This is a genomic window from Frisingicoccus caecimuris, from assembly GCF_004340975.1.
Classification (GTDB): Bacteria; Bacillota; Clostridia; order Lachnospirales; family Lachnospiraceae; genus Frisingicoccus; species Frisingicoccus caecimuris.
On the sequence record NZ_SLXA01000002.1, the window covers coordinates 185,170 to 209,745 of the forward strand.

Consider the following 24,576-nt stretch of genomic DNA (forward strand, 5'->3'; position numbering starts at 1 on the left):
CTTCCTTATTTGTATTATTTTAGTATATCAAAATATTTCAAAGCATCCTTTATAGCTTCCACTTTCTCCGCTGTCGGATGTTTCCTCGGCTGTTTCAATTCCTCCACCGCATTAGGAACATCATACATCGGCAATCCTAAATCCCGTTTTACCTCTGCGATATATGCGGTATGTACTTTGAAGCCGTATTTTGCTTCTATGTACTCCTTAATCATTTTGTAGGTAACTCGCTCTTTCGGCTTGTATGCTTCGGCTCTTTTGGCGATATTGTCAAGCGGTACTTTACCCTCGCCCTCGCCAAACTCCACTTTTACATTGATTACGCTGTCGGGTTTTTTGTGGGAAAGCATTACAACCGTCTCCACATGCACTGTGGCCGGGAACATATCAACGCACTGGACTCGCTCCACCCGGTAACCGCCGGCCAAAAGGATTTCCAAATCTCTGGCGAGGCTTGAAGGTTTACAGGAAATATACACCATTTTAGGCACCTGATACTGAATGATTTTTTCCAGCGCCTTTGGATGGATACCGTCCCGCGGCGGATCAAGAACGATAAAATCGGGTTTTTCTTCCACATCATCGAGGACTTTAAGGACATCACCCGCAATGAATTCACAATTGTCCAAATGATTCAGCACCGCATTTTCTCTGGCCGCTTCCACAGCTTCCTCGACGATTTCCACGCCAATAACCTTTTTTGAAACATCCGCAAGAATCTGAGCAATGGTACCGGTTCCGCTGTACAAGTCAAAAACGGTCATATCCTTTGTGCTGCCAATATAATTGCGCGCCGCAGAATAGAGGACTTCCGCTCCGAGAGAATTGGTCTGAAAGAAAGAAAAAGGCGTGATTTTAAATTTCAAACCGAGAATGGTCTCATAAAAATAGTCTTTTCCATAGAGAATCCGGGTCTCATCACTTTGGACCACATCCGCCAGAGAATCGTTGATAATATGCAGAATGCCGGTTATATGGCCTTCCAGTTCAAGCTTCAAAAGTTCTTCGACCAGTTCCGTAAAGTCGTGTTCTGCCTGACTGGACGTTACCAGGTTGACGAGGATATCCCCTGTTGTCTGGGCCCGACGTACCAGCAGATGGCGCAGATAGCCCTCATGGCTCATCTTGCGATAATAGCTAAGTTTCTGCTCACGGCAATATTCCAGAACACATTTCAAAATCTTTGTAAAATCCTCATGGACAATTTTACAGTCCCCGGTTGTCAGCACGTCATAGGTACTGCCCTTCTTATGAAGTCCAAGTGTCAGAGGACCGTCTTTGACCGCGTCGCCAAAGGAGAACTCCATTTTATTCCGGTAACCGAATTCCAAAGGACTTCCCTGAATTCCTTCAAATACATAATCAGCCTCTTCCGGTGCATCGGCTTTGACCTGTCCGCCACGAACCAGGGCATCTTCAATCAACGCCCGGACCTGTCCGGCCTTCATAGACAACTGATCTTTATACGCCATTGTCTGATACATGCAGCCGCCGCAGGCCGGAAACGCATCGCACACCGGCTCCCGTACTTCCCTCTCTGATTTTTCGAGCACCTCAAGAAGACGTCCTTCACATCGATTTTTACGTTTTTTATTAATCTGAAACCGGACTTTTTGTCCCGGCATACCATTCTTGACAATCACACGGACAGTCTCTCCGACTGACTCATCTTTAACCCACACGATACCTTTGTTCGGGAATTCTATCGTCTCAATCATTCCCTCATAAATTTCACCTTTTTTCATAATTTCACATTTCCTTCTAAAAATTTGTGGAGTAAAAAAGGGATGCTGAATCTGGATTCAACATCCCCATTTTGCTGGCATTAAAAATATTATTCTGCATCCTCAGCCGCTGCTTCAACAGCATCTTTAACTTTCTCAACAGTTTCATCTACAAAATCTTCACATTCATCTTCGAAATCATCAAAATCATCTTCAAAGTCATCATCAAAATCGTCGAAGTCATCAAAATCATCCATATTATCTTTAGAAAGATATTTATACACTGCAAAAGCTACCACTGCGAGAATAACTACACCAATCAGAGCAATACCCCATTTGCAAATACATTTTTTCTTTTCTTCTTCGTCTTTTTTATGAAGAAGTTCGCCGACCTTTGCGATGTTCTTTAATTCTTCGAGTTTCACTGCACTTACAATATCTTCTATACGATTCATTTTACAATCCGTCCTTTCAATAAATATTTGAATATAGTATACCACCATTTAAATAAAAATACCATCATAAATTTGGCAAATTTAATCTATCAACTTTAACTTTGCAAAGCTGGCAAACATTTTTTTAACACCGGATTTTTCAAAATCCACAGTCACTTCGTAATCCTTGCCGCCATCCACAATGTTAATGACCGTTCCAACTCCAAACTTAATATGGCGTACCATATCTCCTACCGTATAATCCAGTGCGGCCGCCTTGTTGACCTGAAATGCTTTTCCATAAGCCGTCGCCACTTTTGTCGTCTGCTTTCTCGAAAAATCCGAAGGCCGCTGAATACGGGATTCCTGTTTTGTCTTTTCCGGTTTAGCTCCCAGATCAAACAGCTCAGGAGAAATCTCTTTGACAAAACGGGATAGCATATTGTACTGGGTTGACCCCCGAACCATACGGCTTTTAGCATAAGTCATAGTCAATCGTTTTTTTGCGCGGGTAATACCCACATAACAAAGACGCCGCTCCTCTTCGATTTCTTCTGGGTCATCGTTGACAATGGTCATATAACTCGGAAATAAACCATCTTCCATACCACACATATAGACATAAGGAAATTCCAGTCCTTTGGCGCTGTGGAGCGTCATCAGCATAACATAATCTTCTGCCTCATCAAGACTGTCGATATCTGAAACCAGGGCCACATTTTCAAGAAAGCCACTCAGCGTTGGTTCTTCTTCTTCCTCTTCGTAGGCAACAATTTTATTCATCAGTTCATCAATATTTTCAATACGCCCCTGAGCCACTTCCGTATCTTCCTCTTCCAGTTCTTTTATGTAACCCGTTTCCTCTAAAACATTTGTCAGAAGCTCTGCAAGGGTTATGTACTCACTCTGGGCCCGGAAAACTTCGATCATATTGACGAATCCTTTAATCTTCTCTCCGGTCTTTCCGATTCTCGGAATATCATCGCAGCACTCCAGCGCATCAAAAAAACTCATATCCCGCGCTTCACCATACTCTATGACACGATTCAGCGTCGTCATTCCGATCCCCCGCTTCGGTACATTGATGATTCTCCGTACAGCCAAATCATCCCGCCCATTATCGATTGTCTTCAAATAGGCCAGAATATCTTTAATTTCCCGGCGCTGATAGAAATTAATACCGCCCACAATTTTGTAAGGAATACTGCGGGCGACAAACTTTTCTTCCAGTACACGGGACTGGGCATTTGTCCGATAGAGAATCGCATAGTCATTATAATGGGCCTTGCCCTGAGATACGACCCGGCTGATTTCCTCTACCACCTGATAGGCCTCATCATACTCATTCTGATACTGATGAAAAACAATTTTATCGCCGACTTCGTTGGCTGTCCAGAGGGTCTTTTCCTTACGTCCTTTATTATGTCGAATGACCGAGTTGGCCGCATCCAAAATCGTTTGGGTTGAACGATAATTTTGTTCCAGCTTAATAACTTTGGCATCCGAAAATTCCTTTTCAAAATTCAGGATATTATAAATGTTCGCTCCCCGGAATTTATAAATTGACTGATCGTCATCTCCTACGACACAAAGGTTTCGGTATTTTCCCGCCAACAGACTGACCAGGCGGAACTGAACCGTATTTGTGTCCTGATATTCATCTACCATGATATATTTGAAACGCTCCTGATAATAATTCAGGACATCTTCATTATTTCTCAGAACCTCCACGGTTTTCACAAGCAGATCGTCAAAATCCATGGCATTATTCTTGTATAAGACTTTCTCATATTCACCATAAACATCTGCTATCCTCTGTTTTCCAAAATCACCGGAAACATTCAAAGCATACGCTTTTGCATCGATCATTTCATTTTTCGCCGATGAAATAGCAGAAAGAAGCGCCCGCTCTTTATAAATTTTTGTATCAATATTCAGGCGTTTACAGATTTCCTTAATAACACTTTTCTGATCATCTGTATCATAGATGACAAAATTCCGCTCATAACCCAAATGGTCCGCAAATCGCCGCAAAATACGTACACAAGCCGAATGAAAAGTACTTACCCAAATCTGCTCCGAACCAAAACCAACAATATCATCCACCCGTTCCCGCATTTCTCCGGCTGCCTTGTTTGTAAACGTGATCGCCAGAATATTCCACGGATTTACGCCTTTTTCATCAATCAACCAGGCAATGCGGTGGGTCAACACACGGGTTTTTCCCGAACCGGCACCAGCCAGAATAAGCAGCGGTCCCTCCGTATGACAGACCGCCTCTTGCTGCATTGGATTTAACGTTTCATATATACTCATCTACAATAACCTTCCTATCCCAGTTTTGCACCGCAATTCGAGCAAAACTTATCATTAGCAGCAATCGGATTGCCGCACTGAGAGCAAAATTTAGCTCTTCCGCCATTTCCTCCGGCCTGAGAATTGTTTTCCGGCACCGGCGCACTATTCTGAGGCGCCCCGTTCTGCATATTGGTCATTTGAGGCTGTGCCATAGAATTCATCATATTTCCCATCTGTCCGGCCATCGCCATACCAGCAGCCATCTGCATCCCCATTCCGGCCATACTGTTCATGCCGCCGTTTGGATTCTTTGCCATAGACACCATTGCTTCTGTCTGGGCATCCACCTGTTTTTTGAAAGCATATGCCTGCATACCGCCCATGGCTCCCATGGTCGCACGCTCATCAATCGCTTTCAGAACGGCCTCCGGCAGAGCAATCTGAACATTCATAGCCTTCACAGTAATACCATAATCCTTCAGGAATTCGCCAAGCTTGTCCTTCATCCGTTCCGAAGCCTCTCCACAATACCCCTGAATATCAAAAAAGTTCATAGGTACGTCCGTGACGATTTCTTTAAAGATCATGGAAATATGAGAGGTCAAAAATCCCTTTAAATCTTCAACCGTGTAACGGCGTTTTGTCCCCATCAGTTTATTGATAAATGCGGCTGAATCCGTGATCGCAAAGGAATATTTACCATTCGCTCCCAGATTTACCATTCCAAAAGTCTGATCCGGAATGGTCAGCTTTCCGCTTGTTCCCCATGGAATATCTATAATATCATTCTTATTAACAAAGATTGCCTCTACTATAAATGTTTCATCAAAGCCATATTTCCATTCCTTTAACGAGGTCGTGATCGGCATATTTTCTGTTGACAACTCATATCTTCCCGGCTCGAAAATATCCGTTAAAACCCCTTCATTGACAAGTACCGCTTCCTGGCCCGGCTGAACCGTCAATATAGACTCATGCATCATCCGTCGACCTTCACGGTCAAAGACCTGTGCCAGTTCCCAGGCTTCCGTGGCCCGGTAATTAATACTTAATAAACACTGTCCCTTAAATAATTTTCCCAGTCCCATAACGTTCTCCTTATTTACTACAATATATTTATGGTTAATATCCCTTACAGCCAGTAAGGAATTATCCATCTTGTTGCTTAAGCTGTATAATGATGGAGCAATAGGTATGTCGGCTTCCTTTCCTGGACTTCGCGTCCGTAAAAAAGACTGATAACCAGCTCCTCATTCGCAGCGTTCGTTTTATGCAGGTTGAATCGCCATAGGCGCATTCGTGTCACACCACAGTAGATTGAATAGGCAATGAGTAAAACTGGTTTTTAACCATTGCAATAATTCTTAAGGAGTGACAAATTTTATGAACGCAGTAGGTATCGATGTTTCTAAAGGAAAAAGCATGGTGGCAATCATGCGCCCATTTAGCGAGATTGTCTCCCCACCTTTTGAAATCAAACACACAACCAGTGATATCAATTCACTTGTAGATCTCATCAACTCTATTGAGGGCGAATCCCGAATTGTAATGGAGCATACTGGACGTTATTACGAAGTCCTTGCCCATCAGCTTTCCGAGGCAAATCTTTTCGTCAGCGCCATTAACCCAAAGCTTATCAAGGATTTTGATAATGATTCCCTTCGCAAAGTCAAATCTGACAAAGCTGACGCCGTTAAGATTGCCCGATATGCACTTGACAAGTGGCAAAATCTCAAACAATATAGTGTTATGGATGAATTACGTAATCAGCTTAAAACTATGAACCGTCAGTTTGGCTTTTACATGAAACATAAGACGGCTATGAAGAATAACCTCATTGGAATCCTTGACCAAACCTATCCTAGTGTGAATGCTTACTTTGACAGTCCTGCACGCAGTGACGGCAGCCAGAAATGGGTTGATTTTGCATCTACATACTGGCATGTGGACTGTGTCCGTAAAATGTCTCAAAATGCCTTTACCTGCCATTATCAAAACTGGTGCAAACGTAAGAAGTACAACTTCAGCCAGTCAAAGGCTGAAGAAATCTATGGAAAAGCAAAGGAACTTGTTCCTGTACTTCCAAAGGATGACATTACAAAACTTATTATCAGGCAGGCCGTTGACCAACTTAATAGTGCCTCTACAACCGTTGAGTCACTGCGTACCTTAATGAATGAAACCGCATCGAAACTCCCAGAGTATCCTATCGTTATGGCTATGAAAGGGGTTGGACCTTCACTTGGTCCTCAGCTCATGGCTGAGATTGGCGATGTTTCACGATTCACTCATAAAGGTGCTATTACTGCATTTGCCGGTGTAGATCCCGGTGTTAATGGATCCGGTACCTATGAGCAAAAAAGTGTTCCAACTTCAAAGCGTGGTTCTTCTGACCTCAGGAAAACCTTATTTCAGGTAATGGATGCTTTGATTAAAACCAAACCACAGGATGACCCTGTATATCAGTTTTTAGATAAGAAACGTGCTGAAGGTAAGCCTTACTACGTCTATATGACTGCTGGTGCCAACAAGTTTCTAAGAATCTACTATGGTCGAGTGAAAGAATATCTTGCATCTCTTCCAAAATCCTAATTATCCACTACAATTTTCAGGCCAGCACTGACGTGGTGGTCTTATTTTGATACCCAATTTTCAACCTGTATAAAATTTTCAATGTTCTTTCAATTTAGCCTTGACTTTTTATTTGCAGGCTTTATTATTTTGCTCTGTTCACAGTAAGTTCGAAAATACCTCGCTAACTGTTCACAGTATATCATGAACTAAATTTTGACGCAATTATTCCAGCCTTACCGGTATAGGCGAATCTCCCTCCAGGGAATTTTCCGTGACGATACAGTCAAAGGCTAAAATTTCCACGCCTGCCCGGACGGCCATTAAAAGGGCCTCCGCAAACTCAGGATGGGTGATCCGATTGGGTTCAAATACGTGCACACTCTTCATCTGAATTATAAAAATAATACTCGCCAGATATCCCTGACTTCGAGCCTTCACCAGTTCATTGATATGTTTGATTCCCCTTTCCGTCGACGCATCCGGAAACCGGGCGATACCGTCGACTTCCAGTGTCACACCCTTTACCTCGATATAATGCTTTTGCCCGTCATGTTCCACATATAGGTCAAATCGGGAATTACCGAAAGTTTTTTCCCTTTTCACATAAGTAATATCAGAAAAGAGACGGCCCGCCCGGACCATCTCTTCAACAATCTGATTTGGCGCAGTAGAATCCACATTCACCCACTGACCATTTTTTTGAACACAGACAAGGGAATACCGGGTCTTTCGCTCCGGATTCAACGACAGTTCCAACAGCACCCGTGCGTCCGGCACGAGCAGCTCCTTTAACCGTCCCGTATTCCGCACATGGACAGCTTCTGCCGTGCCTTCGATCATCACTTCCGCAACGAAGCGATTGCATCGACGGATAAACCTTCCCTCGGTCATTCTTTCATATTTCATCGGCTTAACCCACCGAACCAATTACAATATTATCCCAAATCGGATCATTTGTAACGGTATATTCACCTTTCCATGTTTCATACATCTCTTCAAAGCTTCTCGCCAGAGCTTCATCTGAGCTATCCTCCGCCGTTTCAGCAAGTCTTTCCAATGCCGTATTATAAACTTTGGTTGAAAGCGCCTGTTTTTCATTTTTAATACGAATGCCCTCTTCTGTCAAAGCAAAATCCTGAGCGATTGCCGCGCCAAGCTCATCCATATAAGCTTTCGCTTCGTCCGCACACTGCCGTTTTTCTTCATCCGATAAAGATACGCCGTATTCTTCGGCCTTACTGTTTAAAATCTCCGTCCGGACTAAGCCGTTATAGAGTTCCTCTTTCGCATACTCATGAAGCTTTCTGCCATCTTCCATTTCCGTGTTCCATGGCGATTCACCGTACTGGGATGTATAGAAATCTCTCAGCTGATACAGATAAACATTTACTTCCTTCATCGTAACTTCACGGTCATTCACCTTTATAACGGCAATATTCATCTCATCTGTCGGAATCGGATCGTTCGCCGTTGAATCATCAAAAGTTTCTCCCGCCGGCTGCGACTCTGCTGCGGTCTCCTGCTTTGTTGACGGCTGAGTTTCTTTTACTCCTGCGCCATTCTTATTCAGCAGTGTCATCACGATCACTGATGCGATCACACCTATCACTATTCCGCATATGATCAATAATACGATCAAACCTGTTTTATTCTTTTTCTTAGCCATTTTAGTCTCCTTTCTTCGTTACATACGACAACAGTATACCACATTTTGAGAAATCTGCATACTATAAGAATATACACATTTTAAAGGAGGATTCTATGAAACCTTTGTTGGATGTCCATGACGTAAGCTACTCTTATCACACATTATCCGGAGAAACAAAGGCATTGAATCGTCTGTCCTTTCAGGTTCAATTTAATGAATTTTTAGGTATTGTAGGACCCAGCGGCTGCGGAAAATCGACAATTCTGTCCTTAATCTTCGGCCTGCTTTCTCCAGAGTCCGGTGAAATTAAAATTCACGAGGCCCTCTGTAAGGATCACACAATGCCTATTGGTTATATGCTGCAAAAAGACCATCTGCTGGAATGGCGGACAATTTATGAAAATGCACTGCTTGGACTGGAAATCAACCATCAGATGACTCCGGCACGTCTCAAAGCCGTGGATCAGATGTTCAGAGATTATGGTCTGGAACACTTTAAAAATGCAAAGCCTTCACAGTTGTCTGGCGGTATGCGCCAGCGCGCTGCTCTGATACGGACCCTTGCCCTAAATCCGGGACTTTTGCTGCTGGATGAGCCCTTTTCGGCACTGGATTATCAGACCCGCTTAAATGTTTCAGAAGATATTTATACCATTTTAAAGAAAAAACACAAGAGTGCTATTCTTGTGACCCATGATATTTCCGAAGCTATCAGTTTTTGTGACCGGATTGTCGTCCTGACAAACCGTCCCGCAACTATAAAGGAAATTGTTCCGATTCATTTGTCCATTGAGGAAAAAACACCGTTGAAAGCCCGCTCCGCTAAAGAATTTCAAGACTATTTTAACCGATTGTGGGGTGATTTAAATGACTGAGCCCGTCAGCACTTATCAACAGGCTTTTATAAATAATGATCGGCGCCGCCGCCGACTTGTTGCCTTCTGTCAGATTCTTATACTTGTACTCTTTGTTTCTCTTTGGGAAGGTACCACCCGGCTTGGCATTCTCAATGATTTTATTTTCAGCAGCCCTTCCAGAATTGTCAAAACCTTTGTTACTATGGCCGGTGACGGAACCGTTTTTTATCATATAGGTATTACCTTGTTTGAAACTTTTCTGAGTTTTTTTATTGTTCTGGTGGCCGGCATCCTGCTCTCGGTTCTTTTGTGGTGGAACCGGAGTATTTCTTCCGTTCTGGAGCCTTATTTGATCACGCTGAACAGCCTTCCCAAAACGGCTCTGGCACCCATTTTTATTGTATGGCTTGGCAATAATATGAAAACCATTATCGTCTGTGCCATCTCTCTGGCCATTTTTGGTACGGTCATCAACCTGACGACCAGCTTTACCCAAATGGACCCGGATAAGCTATTGCTCATAAAAACCCTTGGAGGAAGCCGAAAGGATATGCTCAGCAAGGTGATCATTCCCGGAAGTGTGCCGAATATCATCAGCAACATGAAGGTCAACATCGGCCTTTGTCTGGTCGGCGTTATCATCGGCGAATTTCTCTCCGCCAACGCCGGACTGGGATACCTGATCGTTTATGGCAGTCAGGTTTTCAAGCTGGACTGGGTACTGATGTCTATTGTAATTTTGTGTATTATAGCTACTGCTCTTTACGCCCTGTTGAATTTGATTGAAAAAGTTTACCTGAAACGCCATACCCAATAAAAAGCCGCAGCCCTGTTTCTGCCCAGGCGGACCCGTTTTCTATTGTCCGTCGCCGAAGCAGGGCTGCGGTTATAAATAAAATTCTTATTTATAAAAAACTCTGTTCTACTGTGACCACAGCATAAAAGCTTTGATCAGCATCATGAATCTTTTCTTTCATCCACCGCTCAATTTCCTGTTTTCTGCAAAGTTCTTCCGGCGCTACCACCAGATCAAAAATCAGGTTTGTATGCGAACTTCCCCGGACCATCCGAAAATCATGAATTTGCCATCCGGCATTTTCAGCCGCCACCATATCCTCTACCATTTTCCTGGCTTTATTCATTTCTTCATCGTCGGTTATCACCGGATCCATGTGAATCGTAGCATCGCACTGAAATTTTTTCATTAAATCTCGCTCAATATTATCAATCAAATCATGAGCTTCCAGAATATCTTCTTTATATGACACCTCGGCATGAAGCGAAATCATACGTCTTCCCGGTCCATAGTCATGAATGATCAGATCGTGAACACCGAGAATCTTTTCCTCGCTCAATACCCGCTCCTTAATTTTCTTCACCAGTTCCGGATCCGGCGCCTGACCAAGCAATGGCTGTATCGTATCTCTGGCCGCAGTAAATCCGGCAAAGCATACAAAGAGTGCCACCAGAGCGCCAATCCATCCGTCCGGATTTTTTCCCGTAGCCATAGCAATAAATACACCGATCAAAACAGCGGATGTAGATATACAATCACACAGACTATCAGCAGCCGTCGCTTTCATTGCCTCGGATTGAATCCGTTTTCCAAGTTTAAGATTAAACCTGCACATCCACAATTTCAATAAAATAGAGGCAACCAAAATGACGATGGACGCCACGCCAAAATCGGGAGCTTCGGGATGAAGAATTTTTTCCACCGAGGACTTCATAAGTTCCACCCCTGTCATCAAGATCGCCGCGGCAATAAAGAGCCCTGAAAGATATTCAATCCGGCCGTGCCCGTAAGGATGCCCCGGGTCTGCCGGCTTTCCTGCCATATGAAACCCGATCAATGTCACTACTGACGACGCTGCATCGGACAGATTGTTAAAGGCATCCGCCATGATTGACACGGCCCCCGTCGCCAGCCCGGCAAACAACTTCAATGCAAATAAAATAACATTACAGCAGATTCCAACAAAGCCCGACAATCTTCCATAAGACTGCCGGACTTTCGTATCATTAATATTCTCTTTATCCTTAATAAACCATCTTACTAATAATTCTGTCATCTACAGGTCCCTCCTGTCTCCGTATATATACGGTCGATTATACCTGTATCTTATGCAAAAGTCAAAGCTAACTATTACTGCCGGCCTGTTTCTTTTCAGATACGTCAATTTTCGGAGATTTACTCCGCCGCCTATGGACAGCCGCTCCGCAAACTCGCTGCGCTCAGACAATGCTTCGCGTCTGTCGCTATGCTCGTAAATCTCTGAAAATCTTCCTACCATCTGTAATCGAATAAACAGCACCACGTCAGTGTTTTAATTAAATATCCCCATTTGTTTCATTTGGAAATTCCACCATAATACATGTGCCTTCCCCGGGTTTGCTGTCGATGGTCACCAGGGCCCGGTGGAGGTTCGCTCCGTGTTTAACGATGGCAAGTCCAAGGCCGGTGCCGCCGGTTTCTCTGGAATGGCTTTTATCCACCCGGTAAAACCGTTCGAAGATGCGTTCCTGTTCCTCCTCCGGCACGCCGATGCCCGTATCCCAAACGGACCAGCGGACAGCATAGCCCTCCTTTGGCGAAGGTTCCATAAGTATATGGACCGAACCGCCGTCCCGGTTGTATTTCACCGCGTTGTCGCAGAGATTATAGATCATTTCATAGATGACCTGGCGAACGCCGTTGATCTCTGGAACGTCCCCGTCGATCGTCATGGTGATTTTCCGTTGTCTAGCCACGGCCTGGAGGCTGTCCACAACTTCCTTTGTCACCCGATTCAGATCCACCGGTTCAAAAGGCATCATATCCGACTGTTCATCCAACCGGGACAGTTTTATGATATCTTCAATCAGTGTTGTCATCCGGGTGGCCTCTTTATAGATTCGGCCTGCAAACTCGGGAATATCTTCTTTTTTAACCATATTTCGACTGATGATCTCCGCATAGCCGGAAATGGCCATCAGCGGCGTTTTCAGTTCATGGGAAACATTCGCCGAAAATTCCCGCCGCATTCCTTCAGCCTGCTTCAACTCTTCCAGCTGCATACGGATTCGTTCATTCTGATGATCCATTCGGGTGAGCAGCGGCATAAATTCTTCATATGTCGGCTCTTCCAATGGCTTGTCCAGATTAATCTCATTGATTGGGCGGACCATACGCTCCGTTTCTATATATATGATAACGACAGAAATGCCGATAATCGCCGCAATAAGCAGCGCCATAAAAGGCGCCATAGAAAATATCATCTGATAGATACTGTCCATCGAGCTGCTGACCCTGAGAATATTTCCGTCATCCAGAGTGACCGCATAATAATACACCTTTTTATCAAGCGTATCTGAATCTCTGAGAGAGGCGCCGGTGGACTGATAAAGAGCCTGTGTAATCTCAGGACGTGCTTTATGGTTATCCATCGACGAGGCGTCGGCTACCGAATCATACAACACTTCTCCTTCCCGGTTGACAATCGTAATCCTCCGACTATCCTGAAACAATGTCTCCGTTTCCAGAAAATCCGTCCCCTCCGCATCGATGGCTGCTTTCAGCGTTTCGGCTTCATTTTCTGTTCCCAGTTTCAGTAAGTCCACCGAATGAGTATACATAAGGAAGGTTACCGACAGGAAAGTCAAAATGACTGCGGCCGCAACAATGACCAGCGTATTTCGAATTATTTTTCTTTTCATCTTCAGCCTCCGATACGATAACCTACGCCGCGCACAGTCTCAATATATTTGCCGTACTCCCCAAGCTTCTGCCGAAGCGTCCGTATATGTACATCCACTGTCCGCGTTTCACCGTCAAAATCATAGCCCCACACCCGGCCCAGGATTTGGTTCCGCGTCAGGACAATGTCCTGATTTTCAATTAAATATTTCAGTAATTCATATTCTTTTAAAGTCAATACGATTTCTTCGTCATCTGCAAATACCTGATGACGTTCGGAACGAATACGCAGATTTTTATATATAAGTTCCGAAGGTCCTCCCTTTGGACCGCCCCGCCGTAGTACTGCCCGCACTCTGGCAATAAACTCCATCATACCGAAAGGCTTTGCAATGTAATCATCCGCCCCCATATCAAGCCCGGTCACCTTATCAAATTCGGACCCCTTCGCCGTCACCATAATGACCGGAATATCCTTTGTCACCATGGAGCTTTTCAGTTTCTTTAAGATGGACAGACCATTTTCCTTCGGCAGCATAATATCCAATAATATTAACTCCGGTTTTTCACCGGCGATCGCATTAAAAAGATCCGTACCATTGGAAAAACCAGCGGCGTGAAAGCCACTGGACTCCAGAGTATATACAATAAGCTCCCGAATATTTCTTTCGTCTTCCAGACAATAAATCATAAATTTTCGTCCCCTCTGTGTTTTCCGGTGATGGAAAATTCCACCCATTCGGAAATATTGGTCGCATGATCGCCAATCCGTTCATAATATTTGGCAATCAGTAAAATATCCATTACATGTTCATGTATCTCAGGATCTGAATCCATCTGCCGTATGAGCAGATCTTTTACTTCAAGGAAAAGATTGTCTACCACATCATCATACTCGATCACTTTTTGGGCCGTATCCAAATCCTGCCATACATAGGCGTTCACGCTGTCTGTCACCATCCGTACGGTAGCCTCTGCCATCCGGCCGATCGGTATATCCAGTCCCGGCGCTTTGATATTGGATGTTAAAATAATTTCCGCAATATCCGCAGCCTGGTCGCCAATCCGCTCCATATCCGTGATCATTTTCAACGCAGCGGAAACCTTTCTCAAATCTGAAGCCACCGGCTGCTGCTGAAGCAGAAGTTTCAAACACAGCCCCTCAATATCTCTTTCCTTTAAGTCGATCCGACTGTCCTTTTCGATGAGTTCTCTGGCGGCTTCGTAATCCTCATCCACCAATACTTTATACGTCATCGAGATGACCTGTTCACATAGATTCCCCATCTCAATGAGCTTTTGATGAAGCTGCTCCAACTGAGCGTCAAAACGGTTTCTCATATCAACCAAACCTCCCTGTAATATAATCTTCTGTCCGCTTATCCTTTGGAAGAGAAAAAAGTGTTTCCGTATCATTGTACTCAATCACCTGACCTAAAAGGAAAAAAGCTGTCTTATCTGAAATACGGGCGGCCTGCTGCATATTATGAGTCACCATGATGATAGTATAACTTTTCTTCAGCTCCACTGCAAGGTCTTCGATTTTGGAAGTTGAAATCGGGTCCAGCGCCGACGTCGGCTCATCCATCAAGAGGACCTCCGGCTTTACAGCCAATGCCCTTGCAATACAAAGCCGCTGCTGCTGTCCGCCGGACATGCCGAGGGCGCTCTTTTTCAGCCGGTCCTTTACCTCGTCCCAGATAGCCGCATTCCTAAGCGACGTCTCCACGATTTCGTCCAGTTTGGCTTTCGAATGAATTCCGTGGGTTCTCGGCCCATAGGCGATATTATCATAAATACTCATTGGAAAGGGATTTGGTTTCTGGAATACCATACCGACCCGTTTGCGCAGAAGATTTACATCCATATCGCCGTAAATATCTTCCCCATCCAGGCGGATATCTCCATCAATCTTACACCCCGGAATTAAGTCATTCATCCGGTTAAGGGATTTTAAAAGAGTAGATTTGCCGCAGCCGCTCGGCCCGATGAAAGCCGTAATCTCTCTGGCGCCAATATTTAAATTCACATCTTTCAGAGCATGAAATTCACTATAATGCAAATTCATGTCTTTAATTGTCATTTTATCGTTCATATTAATCATACCTCATGCCTTTGTAAATTTTCCTGCGATCACATTTGACAGGCCATTAATAAGCAACACGAGCACCAGTAATACCACCGCTGTCGCATAAGCTTCATTCACATGAAGCCCTTCATTTGACAAAGCATACATATGCAGTGCCAGAGTACGTCCCGACCCAAAAAGACTGGACGGGATTTGGGCCACCGTTCCTGCCGTAAACAGGAGGGCTGCCGTTTCTCCGACGATACGTCCCGTAGCAAGAATCACTCCGGCCAGAATCCCCGGAACTGCTGCAGGAAGGACGATTTTAAAAATGGTCCGCAGTTTGCCCGCTCCCAATCCAAAACTGGCTTCTCTGTAGGCATCCGGCACAGCCTTGAGTGCTTCCTCTGTTGTCCGCATGATCAATGGTAAAATCATGATGACCATGGTAAAGGCGCCGGATAAAATGCACAGCCCCCACCCCAGTGTTGTCGCAAAAAACATCAGTCCAAAAAGGCCGTAAACAATCGATGGAATACCGGATAAAGTCTCCGCTGTCATACGAATGATCTGAACAATCTTACTCCCTTTTCCCGAATACTCTACCAGAAAAACAGCGGCAAACACGCCGATTGGCACCGCGATCAGCAGGGTGAGAACCGTCATGACTACCGTATTGACTGCCGCCGGAATAAGAGAGACATTTTCTGAAGTATACTCCCACGCAAAAAGACCTGGTTTCAGATAAGCCACACCCTTGACCAGTATAAAGGCAATCAGAAAAACAAGTACTGCAAAGGTAAGAACGGCACATACCATGACCAGGGTCTTTAAAATAGCCGACAAAGCACGGCCGCTATGCATATCACTTTTATTATTCATGGAAAGTCCTCCTGTTCAGCATGGATACGGCCAGATTAATAATCAGAATAAAAACAAAAAGCACAACGCCGGTAGCGATCAGCGCCTCCCTGTGAAGGTCCGCCGCATATCCCATTTCCAGAACGATATTTGCCGTCATTGTCCGCAGTCCCTTAAAGAGTCCGGCCGGCATTCGCGGCTGATTTCCGGCAACCATGACTACGGCCATCGTCTCTCCGATAGCACGGCCAATGCCAAGAACAATTCCCGCGATCACCCCTGATTTTGCCGCCGGAAGCACCACAAAAAACAAACTTCTCTCTTTGGTTGCCCCCAGGGCCAACGAGCCTTCATAATAACTGTCCGGCACACTTCGCAGTGATGTTTCCGCCTGGGCAATGATTGTCGGAAGAATCATGATAGCCAATACAATAGAGGCCGTCAGCATCGTACTTCCGTCCTTCCCGGTCAAAGAATTCATCAACGGTACAATTAACACAAGACCAAAAAAACCATAGACAATGGATGGGATGCCCGCCATCAGATTAATTGCCGCCTGACAGACACGATAAATCTTTTTCGGACAGTAGGCCGCCATAAAAACGGACGTAAACAACCCAACCGGTACGCCGATTGCCAGGGATACTCCGGTCACACAGACACTTCCCATGATCATTGGAAAAATACCGAATATGTTATTTCCCGGTTTCCATTTCCGGCCAAAGATAAAATCTCCAAACCCTATTTTTGCCATGGCCGGCAGCCCTCCTGCAAAAAGGAAGATACAGATGAGGGCTACGGCCAATACAGAGGTCAGAGCAGCCAAAAAGAAAACCAATTTCATTCCATTTTCTTTATTCAGCTTCATATTGGATTATTTTACATCCTCCCAGGTTGTGATTTCTCCAGTGTAAATGGATTTAATCTGTTCGCTTGTCAATTCTTTGATACCGCTGCCATTGTTTACGATAATGGCAATACCGTCCTGAGCAATAACTGTCGCGGTAAGACCTGCTTCTGTTTCACTGTCTTTTAATTCCCGGGAAGCCATACCGATATCACAGAGACCGTCAATAGCAGACTGCATGCCTGTTGTAGAGTCACTCTGCTGAACCTCTATTTCAACGTTTGGATTTACGGCTTCATAAGCTTCTTTTAATTTCTCCATAACCGGTGTTACTGAAGAAGAACCGGCCACAACGATTTTACCTTTAACGTCGGCCGCTTCATATTCCGGCTGATCGCCAACAGCAATATATCCATTTTCCACCACAACAGCCTGGCCTTCTCTGCTCATAATGAAATTAATGAAATCCTGAGCCGCATCACCTGGTGTCCCGTTTGTTGCAATATTAAATGGACGCTGAACCTTATATGTACCTGCAGCAACATTGTCAGCAGTCGCTTCCGCACCATCCACTTTAACAGCTGTAACAGATTCATTTAAAGAACCAAGGGAAATGTAACCAATCGCATTAACGTCTCCCTCGACTGTTGTCATCATGACAGACGTGCTGTTTGTAATTTTCGCATCCTCGGTCGTCATATCCATTTTTTCACCGTCGACTTCTTCTTCAATACCAAGCAATTCGACAAAAGCCCCTCTCGTTCCCGAACCATCTTCTCTGGAAACAACCGTTATTTCCCCCGAAGCGCCTTTCACTGCGCCGGCTGCCGAATCTGTTTCTGTCTGCGTTGTTGTTTCTGCTGATGTCTGTGCCGTTGTTTCTGTTTTTTCTGTTCCGCACCCTGTCAGCATAAGTGTTCCGAGCATCAGTGCAGATAATGTCATTAATAAACTTTTTTTCATCTCTTTAATCTCCTTAGCTTAAAAATGTTGTTTACGTTTGAAATGTTAAACATTCAATGTAAAATCCTTAAGGCAGACTTTGTAAATTTTACGTAAAATATTTTTCTTGTTTTAAAAGAATTTTGAAATGCTTTATTTTACCATTTTCTTGAATATAAGGAAGATTATCGGATTGATTGACACCCCTTTAAAAGGCTGACTAAAATAAATTTCAAAAGGAGGCCGCCTATGAAGAATCCATTGATTGGCGAACGATTAAGATTCTATCGAGAACAGAATAATCTGACAGTAAAACAGGTATCAGAAATATTGTCAGAAACTCATCCTGTTGCTGATAAAACCATTTACGGATGGGAAAACGGCCGTACCCAACCGGATGCGGATACACTTCTGCGTCTTTGCTGTATTTATGAAGTCAATGATATTTTAGAAGGTTTTTACTACAAAACACCAAAGAAAACCGTATTTAAACTGACGCCGCAGGAAAAAACTCTTATTGAAGAATACAGAAAACATCCGGACATGCAGACAGCTATTCAAAAATTGCTTGATATTGAGTGAGACCGCTCATCTGCTCTTTTGAAAAGAATTTTTTCTTTTATTTTCGCTATATTTCTTTTTATACGGGAATATTTTGGGATTCGTTGACATACTTTTATATGGATAGCTAAAATGAGGTTCAAAAGGAGAATGGCCATGAAAAATCCGCTGATCGCCGAGCGACTGAAATTCTATAGAAAAAAGAACAATCTGACCATACCGCAAGTATGTGAATTACTATCGGAAACTCGGCCTGTGGCCGTTAAAACAATCTATGGGTGGGAAAGCGGGCATACGCAGCCCGACGCAGATACATTGATGCGCCTTTGCTGTATTTACCATATTGATAATATCCTGGAAATCTTTGGTTATAAAGCTACCAAAAAATCCGTATTTAATTTAACACCTCAGGAGAAAAATCTTATCGAAGAATACCGTAAACACCCGGATATGCAGAAAGCTGTTCAAAGACTACTGGAAATTGAAAAAGACACCTGAAAAGATGATTGGTCTTTCGGCAGAGGCTCATAAGGAAAAAATTTATAAGTAAAATACGTGTTCTGAGTATGTTGAGATTTTCCTTCAAATCCCGATTCTCCTATTCAGAAAACTGAAATCTATTGTATTAGAGATACCAGACCAAACCATTTTCTGTTACCTGAATCATTGCCCCTTTCGGTACTTTTTGCAATATGATTAATACATCCATATAATCGGGTGCTGGTGAAATTAATCCCATAATCGAAGACACCATGCATATTGTCATCAACCACTTCATCGTAATCGGGCAGACCAAGAATACAGCAAGTAAGACTATCCCCGGAATCAAAGGTGCCAATGACATCATTATATATCGTTCTCTGCTAAGTGCGGCGGAAGATGCAGCATATGCTCTCAACTGTTTTAAAGATACTCCTATATAAACTTTTGCTCCCTTTGGATAAATTATAGCATGAAGAAATTCATGTAACGGCATTGCAACAAAGCATACAATGCAAGAGAGAATCATATATGGTTGAACAACAAAGGCACCACTGAACTAATCAGCTGAATTTGGTTCAATTTGGACTTTTTCTTTTATGTAGGGTATACTTATCATAATACGCCTTATTATCTGTTTTACTCTGTCAACATATTTGGAGGTACTCATTATGCAAGCAACCTATATTCTGAAACCAATCGCCCATATTCACAGTGATTTTCCTGATAAATTCGGTATCCCCCGTCAAAGCGGGCTCATTGATTCTCTGAAGGCAGAAATTATTTTTGAGCCTGAATATCGAAACCCGGACGCGTTCCGGGGTTTGGAGACCTATTCTCATATATGGCTCATATGGGGATTTTCTGAAAGTATCCGCAGTGACTGGTCGCCTACCGTACGCCCGCCCCGTCTCGGCGGCAATACACGTATGGGTGTTTTTGCCACCCGCTCCCCATTCCGGCCAAATCCCATCGGGCTTTCCTCAGTCCGCCTGGAGACCGTCAAGACCCATTCCGAACATGGTCCGGTACTTTATATCTCTGGCGCAGACTTAATGGACGGCACACCGATTTTTGATATCAAACCCTATCTCTCCTACGTGGATAGCCATCCGGAAGCTTCCGAAGGATTCGCCGGCTCACTCAAAAGCTATAAGCCTTAATATTGAATGCCCCGCCAAACTTTCAGAACAAATCCCAAAGGATAAACGCGAGGCCCTTTTTGCCCTTCTGTCCCAGGACCCCAGACCATCTTACCAGAACGATGCAGAACGCATCTATCGCCTTCGTTTTGCCGGAATGGAGATTGAATTTCGAGTAAAGAATGAGACAGCATATATTATTTCGATATGGAAGAATATTTAACCACTTATCACTCTACCATATAAAATCATTATCCAATATGAAATCGAACTTCTTACAGTCTTTAATCTGTCTGACAAGATGATTCTCTGTAATCATAGAATCTATATCCAGAACTATCATCTGAATTTGTCCGTTCTGTTTTTCCGTCATAAAATAAAAATAATCTTCCGAAATTAATATAATAATTATACCATACAAAGGTTGCCTTTTTAATCAGGTAGTGGACATCTAATTACCGTGGCAGACTTTCCCTCACGCAAAGGGTTCCCGAGGATGTCAAGTCATTGTTACAAAATGGGTGGGGAGAATGTTATGTCAGTGTCACAAAACAAATGTGGATTATCTTTGCTTTTTCCAGAACTTCTTCATTCAGCTTATCCTCAAATTTGTTCTTCCTTAGTATCCCTCATTTTTCTCAGCATATTCCTGTTCCAGTTCCTCTGCCAGATACGCGTCACTCATGCAGTGCATATCCGATACACCGTCACGAATCAGCTGATAGGTCTCGGAATGGTAAAAGAAATCCAATGCCGTATCCAGTGAAAATCCCTGCTGTTTAGCAAAGCACTCAATGACACGGCTGTATTTTTTCTGAAGTAAGATCGGATTAGCTGTCATAATATTTCACTCCCTTCAAAATGCATCAGAGACAATGCCTTCTCTGTGCGGAAACAAATTTGCAGGTTCGGCTTTTCATATCGCAGACGGTTGATGGCTTCCATCTTATCAATCAATCCGTCAAAAAACAGTTCTACCGTATTGAATACCTTATCATTGGCAACACCGCCCACAACAAGGTCATAATTTGTCGAATCTTTTCCGCTACGGCAGTTCAGAATGAAATCCAGCCATTCCTCGGAATACGAATCGAATTTCAAAATTTTCAGTTCAACTTTCCGGCTTTCATCATACTCATATCGAGAAATAATACCGTCTTTTCCACGACGTTTGAACTTTCCGCACCACTTTTCAGCCTGCGCATGCAGTGGCGTAACATAGAAGCCACGTCCGAAGTCAACATTATGACGGGAATGGACCAAATCCGGCTTGGCAATCTCTAAAAAGGAACCATGATAAAGAGTCATACTTTCACACCCCTTTCTTTCATCACGTCAAGAATGTCGTCTACGATATATTCCCGGCTCTGAGTATGCAGCACTTCATATTCCGGCACGATATACCCGTTCAGAATATCACTCTTTTCAGTAAATGCTTGATAGACATGCTCTGCATCTACACCCAGCTTTGCCGCCACATTTTCAATGCAAAACACGACGAACTCCAGCTCACTGGAATTTTTTATTTTTTCATCCTGCATCACAAATTCGACCTTCCTTTACTTAATATTTGTTGCAATTTTAGAACGAACTACGTTAATTGATTTTTTCTTTTCTTCCTTACTTAAAACTGTATTTGATAATCTTGAATCAAAAATATTATGTTTCACTTCATTACCTCCTCTATATCCCCTTCTTATTTGCATTGCGTCTTTATCTCTTCTATAAAATCTTTCAATTCACGCATTTTTGTCACAATTTCAAAGTTTTCACCATTTAATTTCCAAATATCAATTGAGCTAATTGTTGTTGCCAACTCTTACAATCTCTTTCGTATCAACTAACTGAGACACAGCTCCAGATATTTGGCCACGTGTAACATCTTTCCCACTATTTACTACTATATACTCTTTAAAATCTGGTGCAGTGTACATACCACCCTGCCTAACACATTCTTTTATTAACATTTTAATCTCAGCTGTTGATATTCTCATTCCACTCTGTCTCCTTTGTTCTGTTTTATTAATTTATTTATTATTTTTATTTATTTTTTTATTTATATTTAATTGATTACATTTTTAATCTTCGTATTAAAATTGTAATACATGTCAATATCTTTTTCAATGCTTTTAAATTATTGTATAATTTCATTTTTTCTAAAGCATTATCCCGTCCACAGCATTTTGTAATTTTTCGTTTCTTTTTAACTTCATTTCTTAGGCAGGCTTTCGCTCACGCATAATGCCCCCCAACCGATCAGCGGATTCGGATATTCCGTAATTCCCGGCAGCGGCTGAGCGCCGTAGCGCAGGTAGGCCTTGACTTTCTCCCCATAGAGAAATGGATCGTTGCCGTCCACAATCCCATATTGCATGAGGAGAGCGCTGCTTCCTGTCACAAAGGGCGCCGCAAAAGAAGTCCCATCCACAGTGACGTACTGATTTCCCGGAGCAGCCGTCCGGATACCAACCCCGGGGGCCGCCAAATCCGGCTTTCCAATACCGTTAATGTTATTTCCACGCCCGGAAAAGTCCGCATACACATTTCTTATACTATCATAAGCAGCCACAGAAATTGCTCTCAGCGCAGTCGAAGGAATGGTCAATGTATGCTCCGGCGACGGATAGAGAAATCGTGTCCCGCTATTCAATATAGTGTGCGTCGGCATCCAGAAGTTGACCCGTCCGTCGGCAATCCGCTCCGGTATGAGACGAAAACGCCACTGTCCGCTGTCCAGATAATTCTGCTTTGGAATAAAATCCACAAAAATTTCCTGATACATACTAAAAGGACTCGGTTCTCCATAATAAATTAAAATCTCCGTCTGTCCCAATGTAAAACGCTGTGGTCCCAATACAGGCTGGAAGTACCCGACTCTCTGCCCCTCCGGACTGATCAGTTCCAACAGGATATTATCGACATAGGATTTCCAGATTTGAATATTCAACGACGTCTCATAGGACTGAATAAGAAACGGAACTTCCGTATCCCTTCCCATTGGAAGAATCACTTCCGTATGTCCTGCTGCATTTCCCTCGTTTCCCGTACCGATGACCAGAACACTTTTCCAAAAATTCGACATATCATCCAGATAAGTTTCCACCAGACTATTTCCGGCATGGGAACCGTAAGTATTGCCAAAACTCAGATTGATCGCCACCGGGCGGCCAATCTCCACCGCCTTCTCAATCACATAATTTACTGCCTGCATAAGTTCCGTTGTTCTCGGGAAAGATTCCGTCCGAGGCTGTCCCAGACGAACAACGATCAGTTCACTCTCATAGGCCACCCCCGAATTGCCCGCGGCAATCGCCGCCACGGCCGTACCATGCCCGGACGTATCTGCAGTGACAGCGTCTCTGTCCTCGGACAAAGACTGATTTAAGTCCTCCTGTGTAAATTCCCGCCCCATTGTATATCCCGTTGGCGGCGTTCCAACCGCCATCTGATCCCACAAATACAAAATTCTGGAAGAACCATCCGGATTCAGAAATTCCTGATGTTTATAATCAATACCAGAATCAATAACGGCAACCAATACGCCCCGTCCGGTCAGACTCAATGGTGGAACCTGCACCAATGAAATACAGGAGGCCCTCTTTCCCTGGGCCACTTGAAAATACAGTCGTTTTGGTTTTTCGATGTATTCGACTTCCGGCCAATCCGACACGGCCTCTACCAGATTTTCCGGCACCGTTATTATGGCATATTCATTATACAGCTCGACAATCTGAACAATGTCACTGGCATATTTCTGCAAACTGCCCGTATACTTTACGATCAAATCCCAGGCCTTTGTTTCCTCAGAATATCCCACATTCAAAATATATGACTTTTCCCGCTCTTTCGGCGTGGCAGAAAGAGCCAGATTTAAAAGATTTTCTATTTTTTGATCTTCCATGAAAAGCTCCCGGTAGTTTTTTACATATCTATTCTGTTTTTTTCATTTCCATGTGCTTTTTCTTTACAAGACCGCAAAAAAGTTCTATGATATTTATATTGAAAAACTCAGGAAAAGGAGCAACCCCTTATGAAACGCATATTGGCCATTATCGGCATTATTCTTCTGGTCGGACTTTATTTATCGACCCTGATTTTCGCTTTAATCGATTCCCCGCTGGCATCTACGCTATTCAAAGCATCTGTATTGCTTACAATTGCTGTTCCATGCCTGCTTTACGCCATGATACTTGTTTATAAATATTTAAAAAAATAAACAAACTATAAATTTCTAAATTTGAAACTTTAGAATTCTTTAATTTTAAGGACAAATTTTGGACACATTTTCTTACTATAATAAAACCATAGTAATTAATCATTACTATAAAGTGATTTGATTTTTTCATAACATCTGCCTGGCAGATTGCCAACTGCCAGGCCCCCTCGTCTTCCCCTATATTCATATATAGTTACAAATAATAAACTCATAAAAAAATCGATATTCAAAAATATCGATTTTTTTAT

At 43.4% G+C, this 24,576-nt stretch carries 29 protein-coding genes; 8 read left to right on the plus strand and 21 right to left on the minus strand.

Annotated elements, in window-relative coordinates; translation table 11 throughout:
- Nucleotides 1-14: 14 nt before the first annotated feature.
- The 4 genes from rlmD to EV212_RS03310 all read right to left on the minus strand — a co-directional run bounded on the left by rlmD (nt 15) and on the right by EV212_RS03310 (nt 5,544).
- Nucleotides 15-1,745: a 23S rRNA (uracil(1939)-C(5))-methyltransferase RlmD gene (rlmD, locus tag EV212_RS03295; RefSeq protein WP_132088827.1), complete on the minus strand. Its 1,731-nt coding sequence runs from the start codon at nt 1,743-1,745 to the stop codon at nt 15-17.
- Nucleotides 1,746-1,834: 89 nt separating this feature from the next.
- Entirely contained in the window at nt 1,835-2,179 is a 345-nt protein-coding gene (locus EV212_RS03300) for a DUF4366 domain-containing protein (RefSeq protein ID WP_132088830.1), read from the minus strand.
- An 81-nt stretch (nt 2,180-2,260) separates the two neighbouring features.
- Complete coding sequence (gene pcrA / locus EV212_RS03305; protein ID WP_132088832.1) at nt 2,261-4,474, minus strand: DNA helicase PcrA; 2,214 nt, start codon at nt 4,472-4,474, stop codon at nt 2,261-2,263.
- 14 nt (nt 4,475-4,488) lie between these two features.
- Nucleotides 4,489-5,544 carry an SPFH domain-containing protein gene (locus EV212_RS03310; protein WP_165873280.1) on the minus strand — a complete coding sequence of 352 codons (1,056 nt, stop codon included), beginning with the start codon at nt 5,542-5,544 and terminating at the stop codon, nt 4,489-4,491.
- A 295-nt stretch (nt 5,545-5,839) separates the two neighbouring features.
- Between EV212_RS03310 and EV212_RS03315 the strand changes: the two genes are divergently transcribed.
- Nucleotides 5,840-7,048, plus strand: coding sequence for an IS110 family RNA-guided transposase (locus tag EV212_RS03315; RefSeq protein ID WP_132088835.1), 1,209 nt, complete (start codon nt 5,840-5,842; stop codon nt 7,046-7,048).
- Between the two features lie 204 nt (nt 7,049-7,252).
- Here the strand turns inward: EV212_RS03315 and sfsA are convergent, their stop codons facing one another.
- A complete protein-coding gene (gene sfsA / locus EV212_RS03320) occupies nt 7,253-7,936 on the minus strand; it encodes a DNA/RNA nuclease SfsA (protein ID WP_132088837.1) in 684 nt (227 codons plus the stop codon).
- Nucleotides 7,937-7,940: 4 nt separating this feature from the next.
- Nucleotides 7,941-8,696, minus strand: a complete 756-nt coding sequence (locus tag EV212_RS03325; protein ID WP_132088840.1) for a SurA N-terminal domain-containing protein — start codon at nt 8,694-8,696, stop codon at nt 7,941-7,943.
- Nucleotides 8,697-8,791: 95 nt separating this feature from the next.
- On the opposite strand from EV212_RS03325, the gene EV212_RS03330 reads away from it, so the two are divergent.
- Together EV212_RS03330 and EV212_RS03335 are read left to right on the plus strand one after the other, a co-directional pair.
- The gene (locus EV212_RS03330; protein ID WP_132088843.1) at nt 8,792-9,553 is read left to right on the plus strand and encodes an ABC transporter ATP-binding protein; all 762 of its coding nucleotides are present in this window, start codon (nt 8,792-8,794) and stop codon (nt 9,551-9,553) included.
- On the plus strand, nt 9,546-10,352 hold the full coding sequence (locus EV212_RS03335; protein WP_132088845.1) for an ABC transporter permease: 807 nt from the start codon (nt 9,546-9,548) through the stop codon (nt 10,350-10,352). The genes EV212_RS03330 and EV212_RS03335 overlap by 8 nt, the downstream gene beginning before the upstream one ends.
- Nucleotides 10,353-10,440: 88 nt before the next feature.
- On the opposite strand, the gene EV212_RS03340 is transcribed toward EV212_RS03335, so the two are convergent.
- The 8 genes from EV212_RS03340 to EV212_RS03375 all read right to left on the minus strand — a co-directional run bounded on the left by EV212_RS03340 (nt 10,441) and on the right by EV212_RS03375 (nt 17,950).
- A complete protein-coding gene (locus EV212_RS03340; RefSeq protein WP_132088848.1) occupies nt 10,441-11,607 on the minus strand; it encodes a cation diffusion facilitator family transporter in 1,167 nt (388 codons plus the stop codon).
- A 259-nt stretch (nt 11,608-11,866) separates the two neighbouring features.
- Nucleotides 11,867-13,231, minus strand: a complete 1,365-nt coding sequence (locus EV212_RS03345; RefSeq protein ID WP_132088850.1) for a sensor histidine kinase — start codon at nt 13,229-13,231, stop codon at nt 11,867-11,869.
- 2 nt (nt 13,232-13,233) lie between these two features.
- Complete coding sequence (locus EV212_RS03350; RefSeq protein ID WP_132088853.1) at nt 13,234-13,902, minus strand: response regulator transcription factor; 669 nt, start codon at nt 13,900-13,902, stop codon at nt 13,234-13,236.
- A complete protein-coding gene (gene phoU, locus EV212_RS03355) occupies nt 13,899-14,552 on the minus strand; it encodes a phosphate signaling complex protein PhoU (protein WP_132088856.1) in 654 nt (217 codons plus the stop codon). Before phoU ends, EV212_RS03350 begins: the two co-directional genes overlap by 4 nt.
- 1 nt (nt 14,553) lies before the next feature.
- Nucleotides 14,554-15,306 carry a phosphate ABC transporter ATP-binding protein PstB gene (pstB, locus tag EV212_RS03360; protein ID WP_132088859.1) on the minus strand — a complete coding sequence of 251 codons (753 nt, stop codon included), beginning with the start codon at nt 15,304-15,306 and terminating at the stop codon, nt 14,554-14,556.
- 12 nt (nt 15,307-15,318) lie between these two features.
- Entirely contained in the window at nt 15,319-16,161 is an 843-nt protein-coding gene (pstA, locus tag EV212_RS03365; protein ID WP_132088862.1) for a phosphate ABC transporter permease PstA, read from the minus strand.
- A complete protein-coding gene (gene pstC / locus EV212_RS03370) occupies nt 16,154-17,008 on the minus strand; it encodes a phosphate ABC transporter permease subunit PstC (protein WP_132088865.1) in 855 nt (284 codons plus the stop codon). The genes pstA and pstC overlap by 8 nt, the downstream gene beginning before the upstream one ends.
- A 6-nt stretch (nt 17,009-17,014) precedes the next feature.
- Nucleotides 17,015-17,950 (minus strand): substrate-binding domain-containing protein, encoded by a 936-nt coding sequence (locus tag EV212_RS03375; RefSeq protein WP_132088867.1) that lies wholly within the window; start codon nt 17,948-17,950, stop codon nt 17,015-17,017.
- Between the two features lie 228 nt (nt 17,951-18,178).
- Between EV212_RS03375 and EV212_RS03380 the strand changes: the two genes are divergently transcribed.
- Nucleotides 18,179-18,511 carry a helix-turn-helix domain-containing protein gene (locus EV212_RS03380; RefSeq protein WP_132088870.1) on the plus strand — a complete coding sequence of 111 codons (333 nt, stop codon included), beginning with the start codon at nt 18,179-18,181 and terminating at the stop codon, nt 18,509-18,511.
- A 135-nt stretch (nt 18,512-18,646) separates the two neighbouring features.
- Nucleotides 18,647-18,988 (plus strand): helix-turn-helix domain-containing protein, encoded by a 342-nt coding sequence (locus EV212_RS03385; protein WP_132088872.1) that lies wholly within the window; start codon nt 18,647-18,649, stop codon nt 18,986-18,988.
- A gap of 127 nt (nt 18,989-19,115) precedes the next feature.
- Here the strand turns inward: EV212_RS03385 and EV212_RS14005 are convergent, their stop codons facing one another.
- Complete coding sequence (locus EV212_RS14005; protein WP_132088875.1) at nt 19,116-19,499, minus strand: DUF3267 domain-containing protein; 384 nt, start codon at nt 19,497-19,499, stop codon at nt 19,116-19,118.
- A 142-nt stretch (nt 19,500-19,641) separates the two neighbouring features.
- Here EV212_RS14005 and tsaA point away from each other — a divergent pair, with 142 nt between their 5' ends.
- A complete protein-coding gene (gene tsaA, locus EV212_RS03395; protein ID WP_330570438.1) occupies nt 19,642-20,133 on the plus strand; it encodes a tRNA (N6-threonylcarbamoyladenosine(37)-N6)-methyltransferase TrmO in 492 nt (163 codons plus the stop codon).
- On the plus strand, nt 20,045-20,335 hold the full coding sequence (locus tag EV212_RS13920; protein ID WP_334295605.1) for a hypothetical protein: 291 nt from the start codon (nt 20,045-20,047) through the stop codon (nt 20,333-20,335). The genes tsaA and EV212_RS13920 overlap by 89 nt, the downstream gene beginning before the upstream one ends.
- 12 nt (nt 20,336-20,347) lie before the next feature.
- Here the strand turns inward: EV212_RS13920 and EV212_RS13410 are convergent, their stop codons facing one another.
- From EV212_RS13410 to EV212_RS03420, 6 genes are all read right to left on the minus strand, one after another.
- The gene (locus EV212_RS13410) at nt 20,348-20,485 is read right to left on the minus strand and encodes a hypothetical protein (RefSeq protein ID WP_165873282.1); all 138 of its coding nucleotides are present in this window, start codon (nt 20,483-20,485) and stop codon (nt 20,348-20,350) included.
- A gap of 246 nt (nt 20,486-20,731) precedes the next feature.
- Entirely contained in the window at nt 20,732-20,953 is a 222-nt protein-coding gene (locus EV212_RS03400; RefSeq protein ID WP_132088878.1) for a DUF3791 domain-containing protein, read from the minus strand.
- Complete coding sequence (locus EV212_RS03405) at nt 20,950-21,420, minus strand: DUF3990 domain-containing protein (RefSeq protein WP_132088881.1); 471 nt, start codon at nt 21,418-21,420, stop codon at nt 20,950-20,952. Before EV212_RS03405 ends, EV212_RS03400 begins: the two co-directional genes overlap by 4 nt.
- A complete protein-coding gene (locus EV212_RS03410) occupies nt 21,417-21,656 on the minus strand; it encodes a DUF3791 domain-containing protein (protein ID WP_132088884.1) in 240 nt (79 codons plus the stop codon). Before EV212_RS03410 ends, EV212_RS03405 begins: the two co-directional genes overlap by 4 nt.
- A gap of 255 nt (nt 21,657-21,911) precedes the next feature.
- Nucleotides 21,912-22,106 (minus strand): hypothetical protein, encoded by a 195-nt coding sequence (locus EV212_RS03415; protein ID WP_243115441.1) that lies wholly within the window; start codon nt 22,104-22,106, stop codon nt 21,912-21,914.
- Between the two features lie 215 nt (nt 22,107-22,321).
- On the minus strand, nt 22,322-24,013 hold the full coding sequence (locus EV212_RS03420) for a S8 family peptidase (RefSeq protein WP_132088887.1): 1,692 nt from the start codon (nt 24,011-24,013) through the stop codon (nt 22,322-22,324).
- A gap of 129 nt (nt 24,014-24,142) precedes the next feature.
- On the opposite strand from EV212_RS03420, the gene EV212_RS03425 reads away from it, so the two are divergent.
- Nucleotides 24,143-24,328, plus strand: a complete 186-nt coding sequence (locus EV212_RS03425) for a hypothetical protein (protein WP_132088890.1) — start codon at nt 24,143-24,145, stop codon at nt 24,326-24,328.
- Nucleotides 24,329-24,576 lie beyond the last annotated feature (248 nt).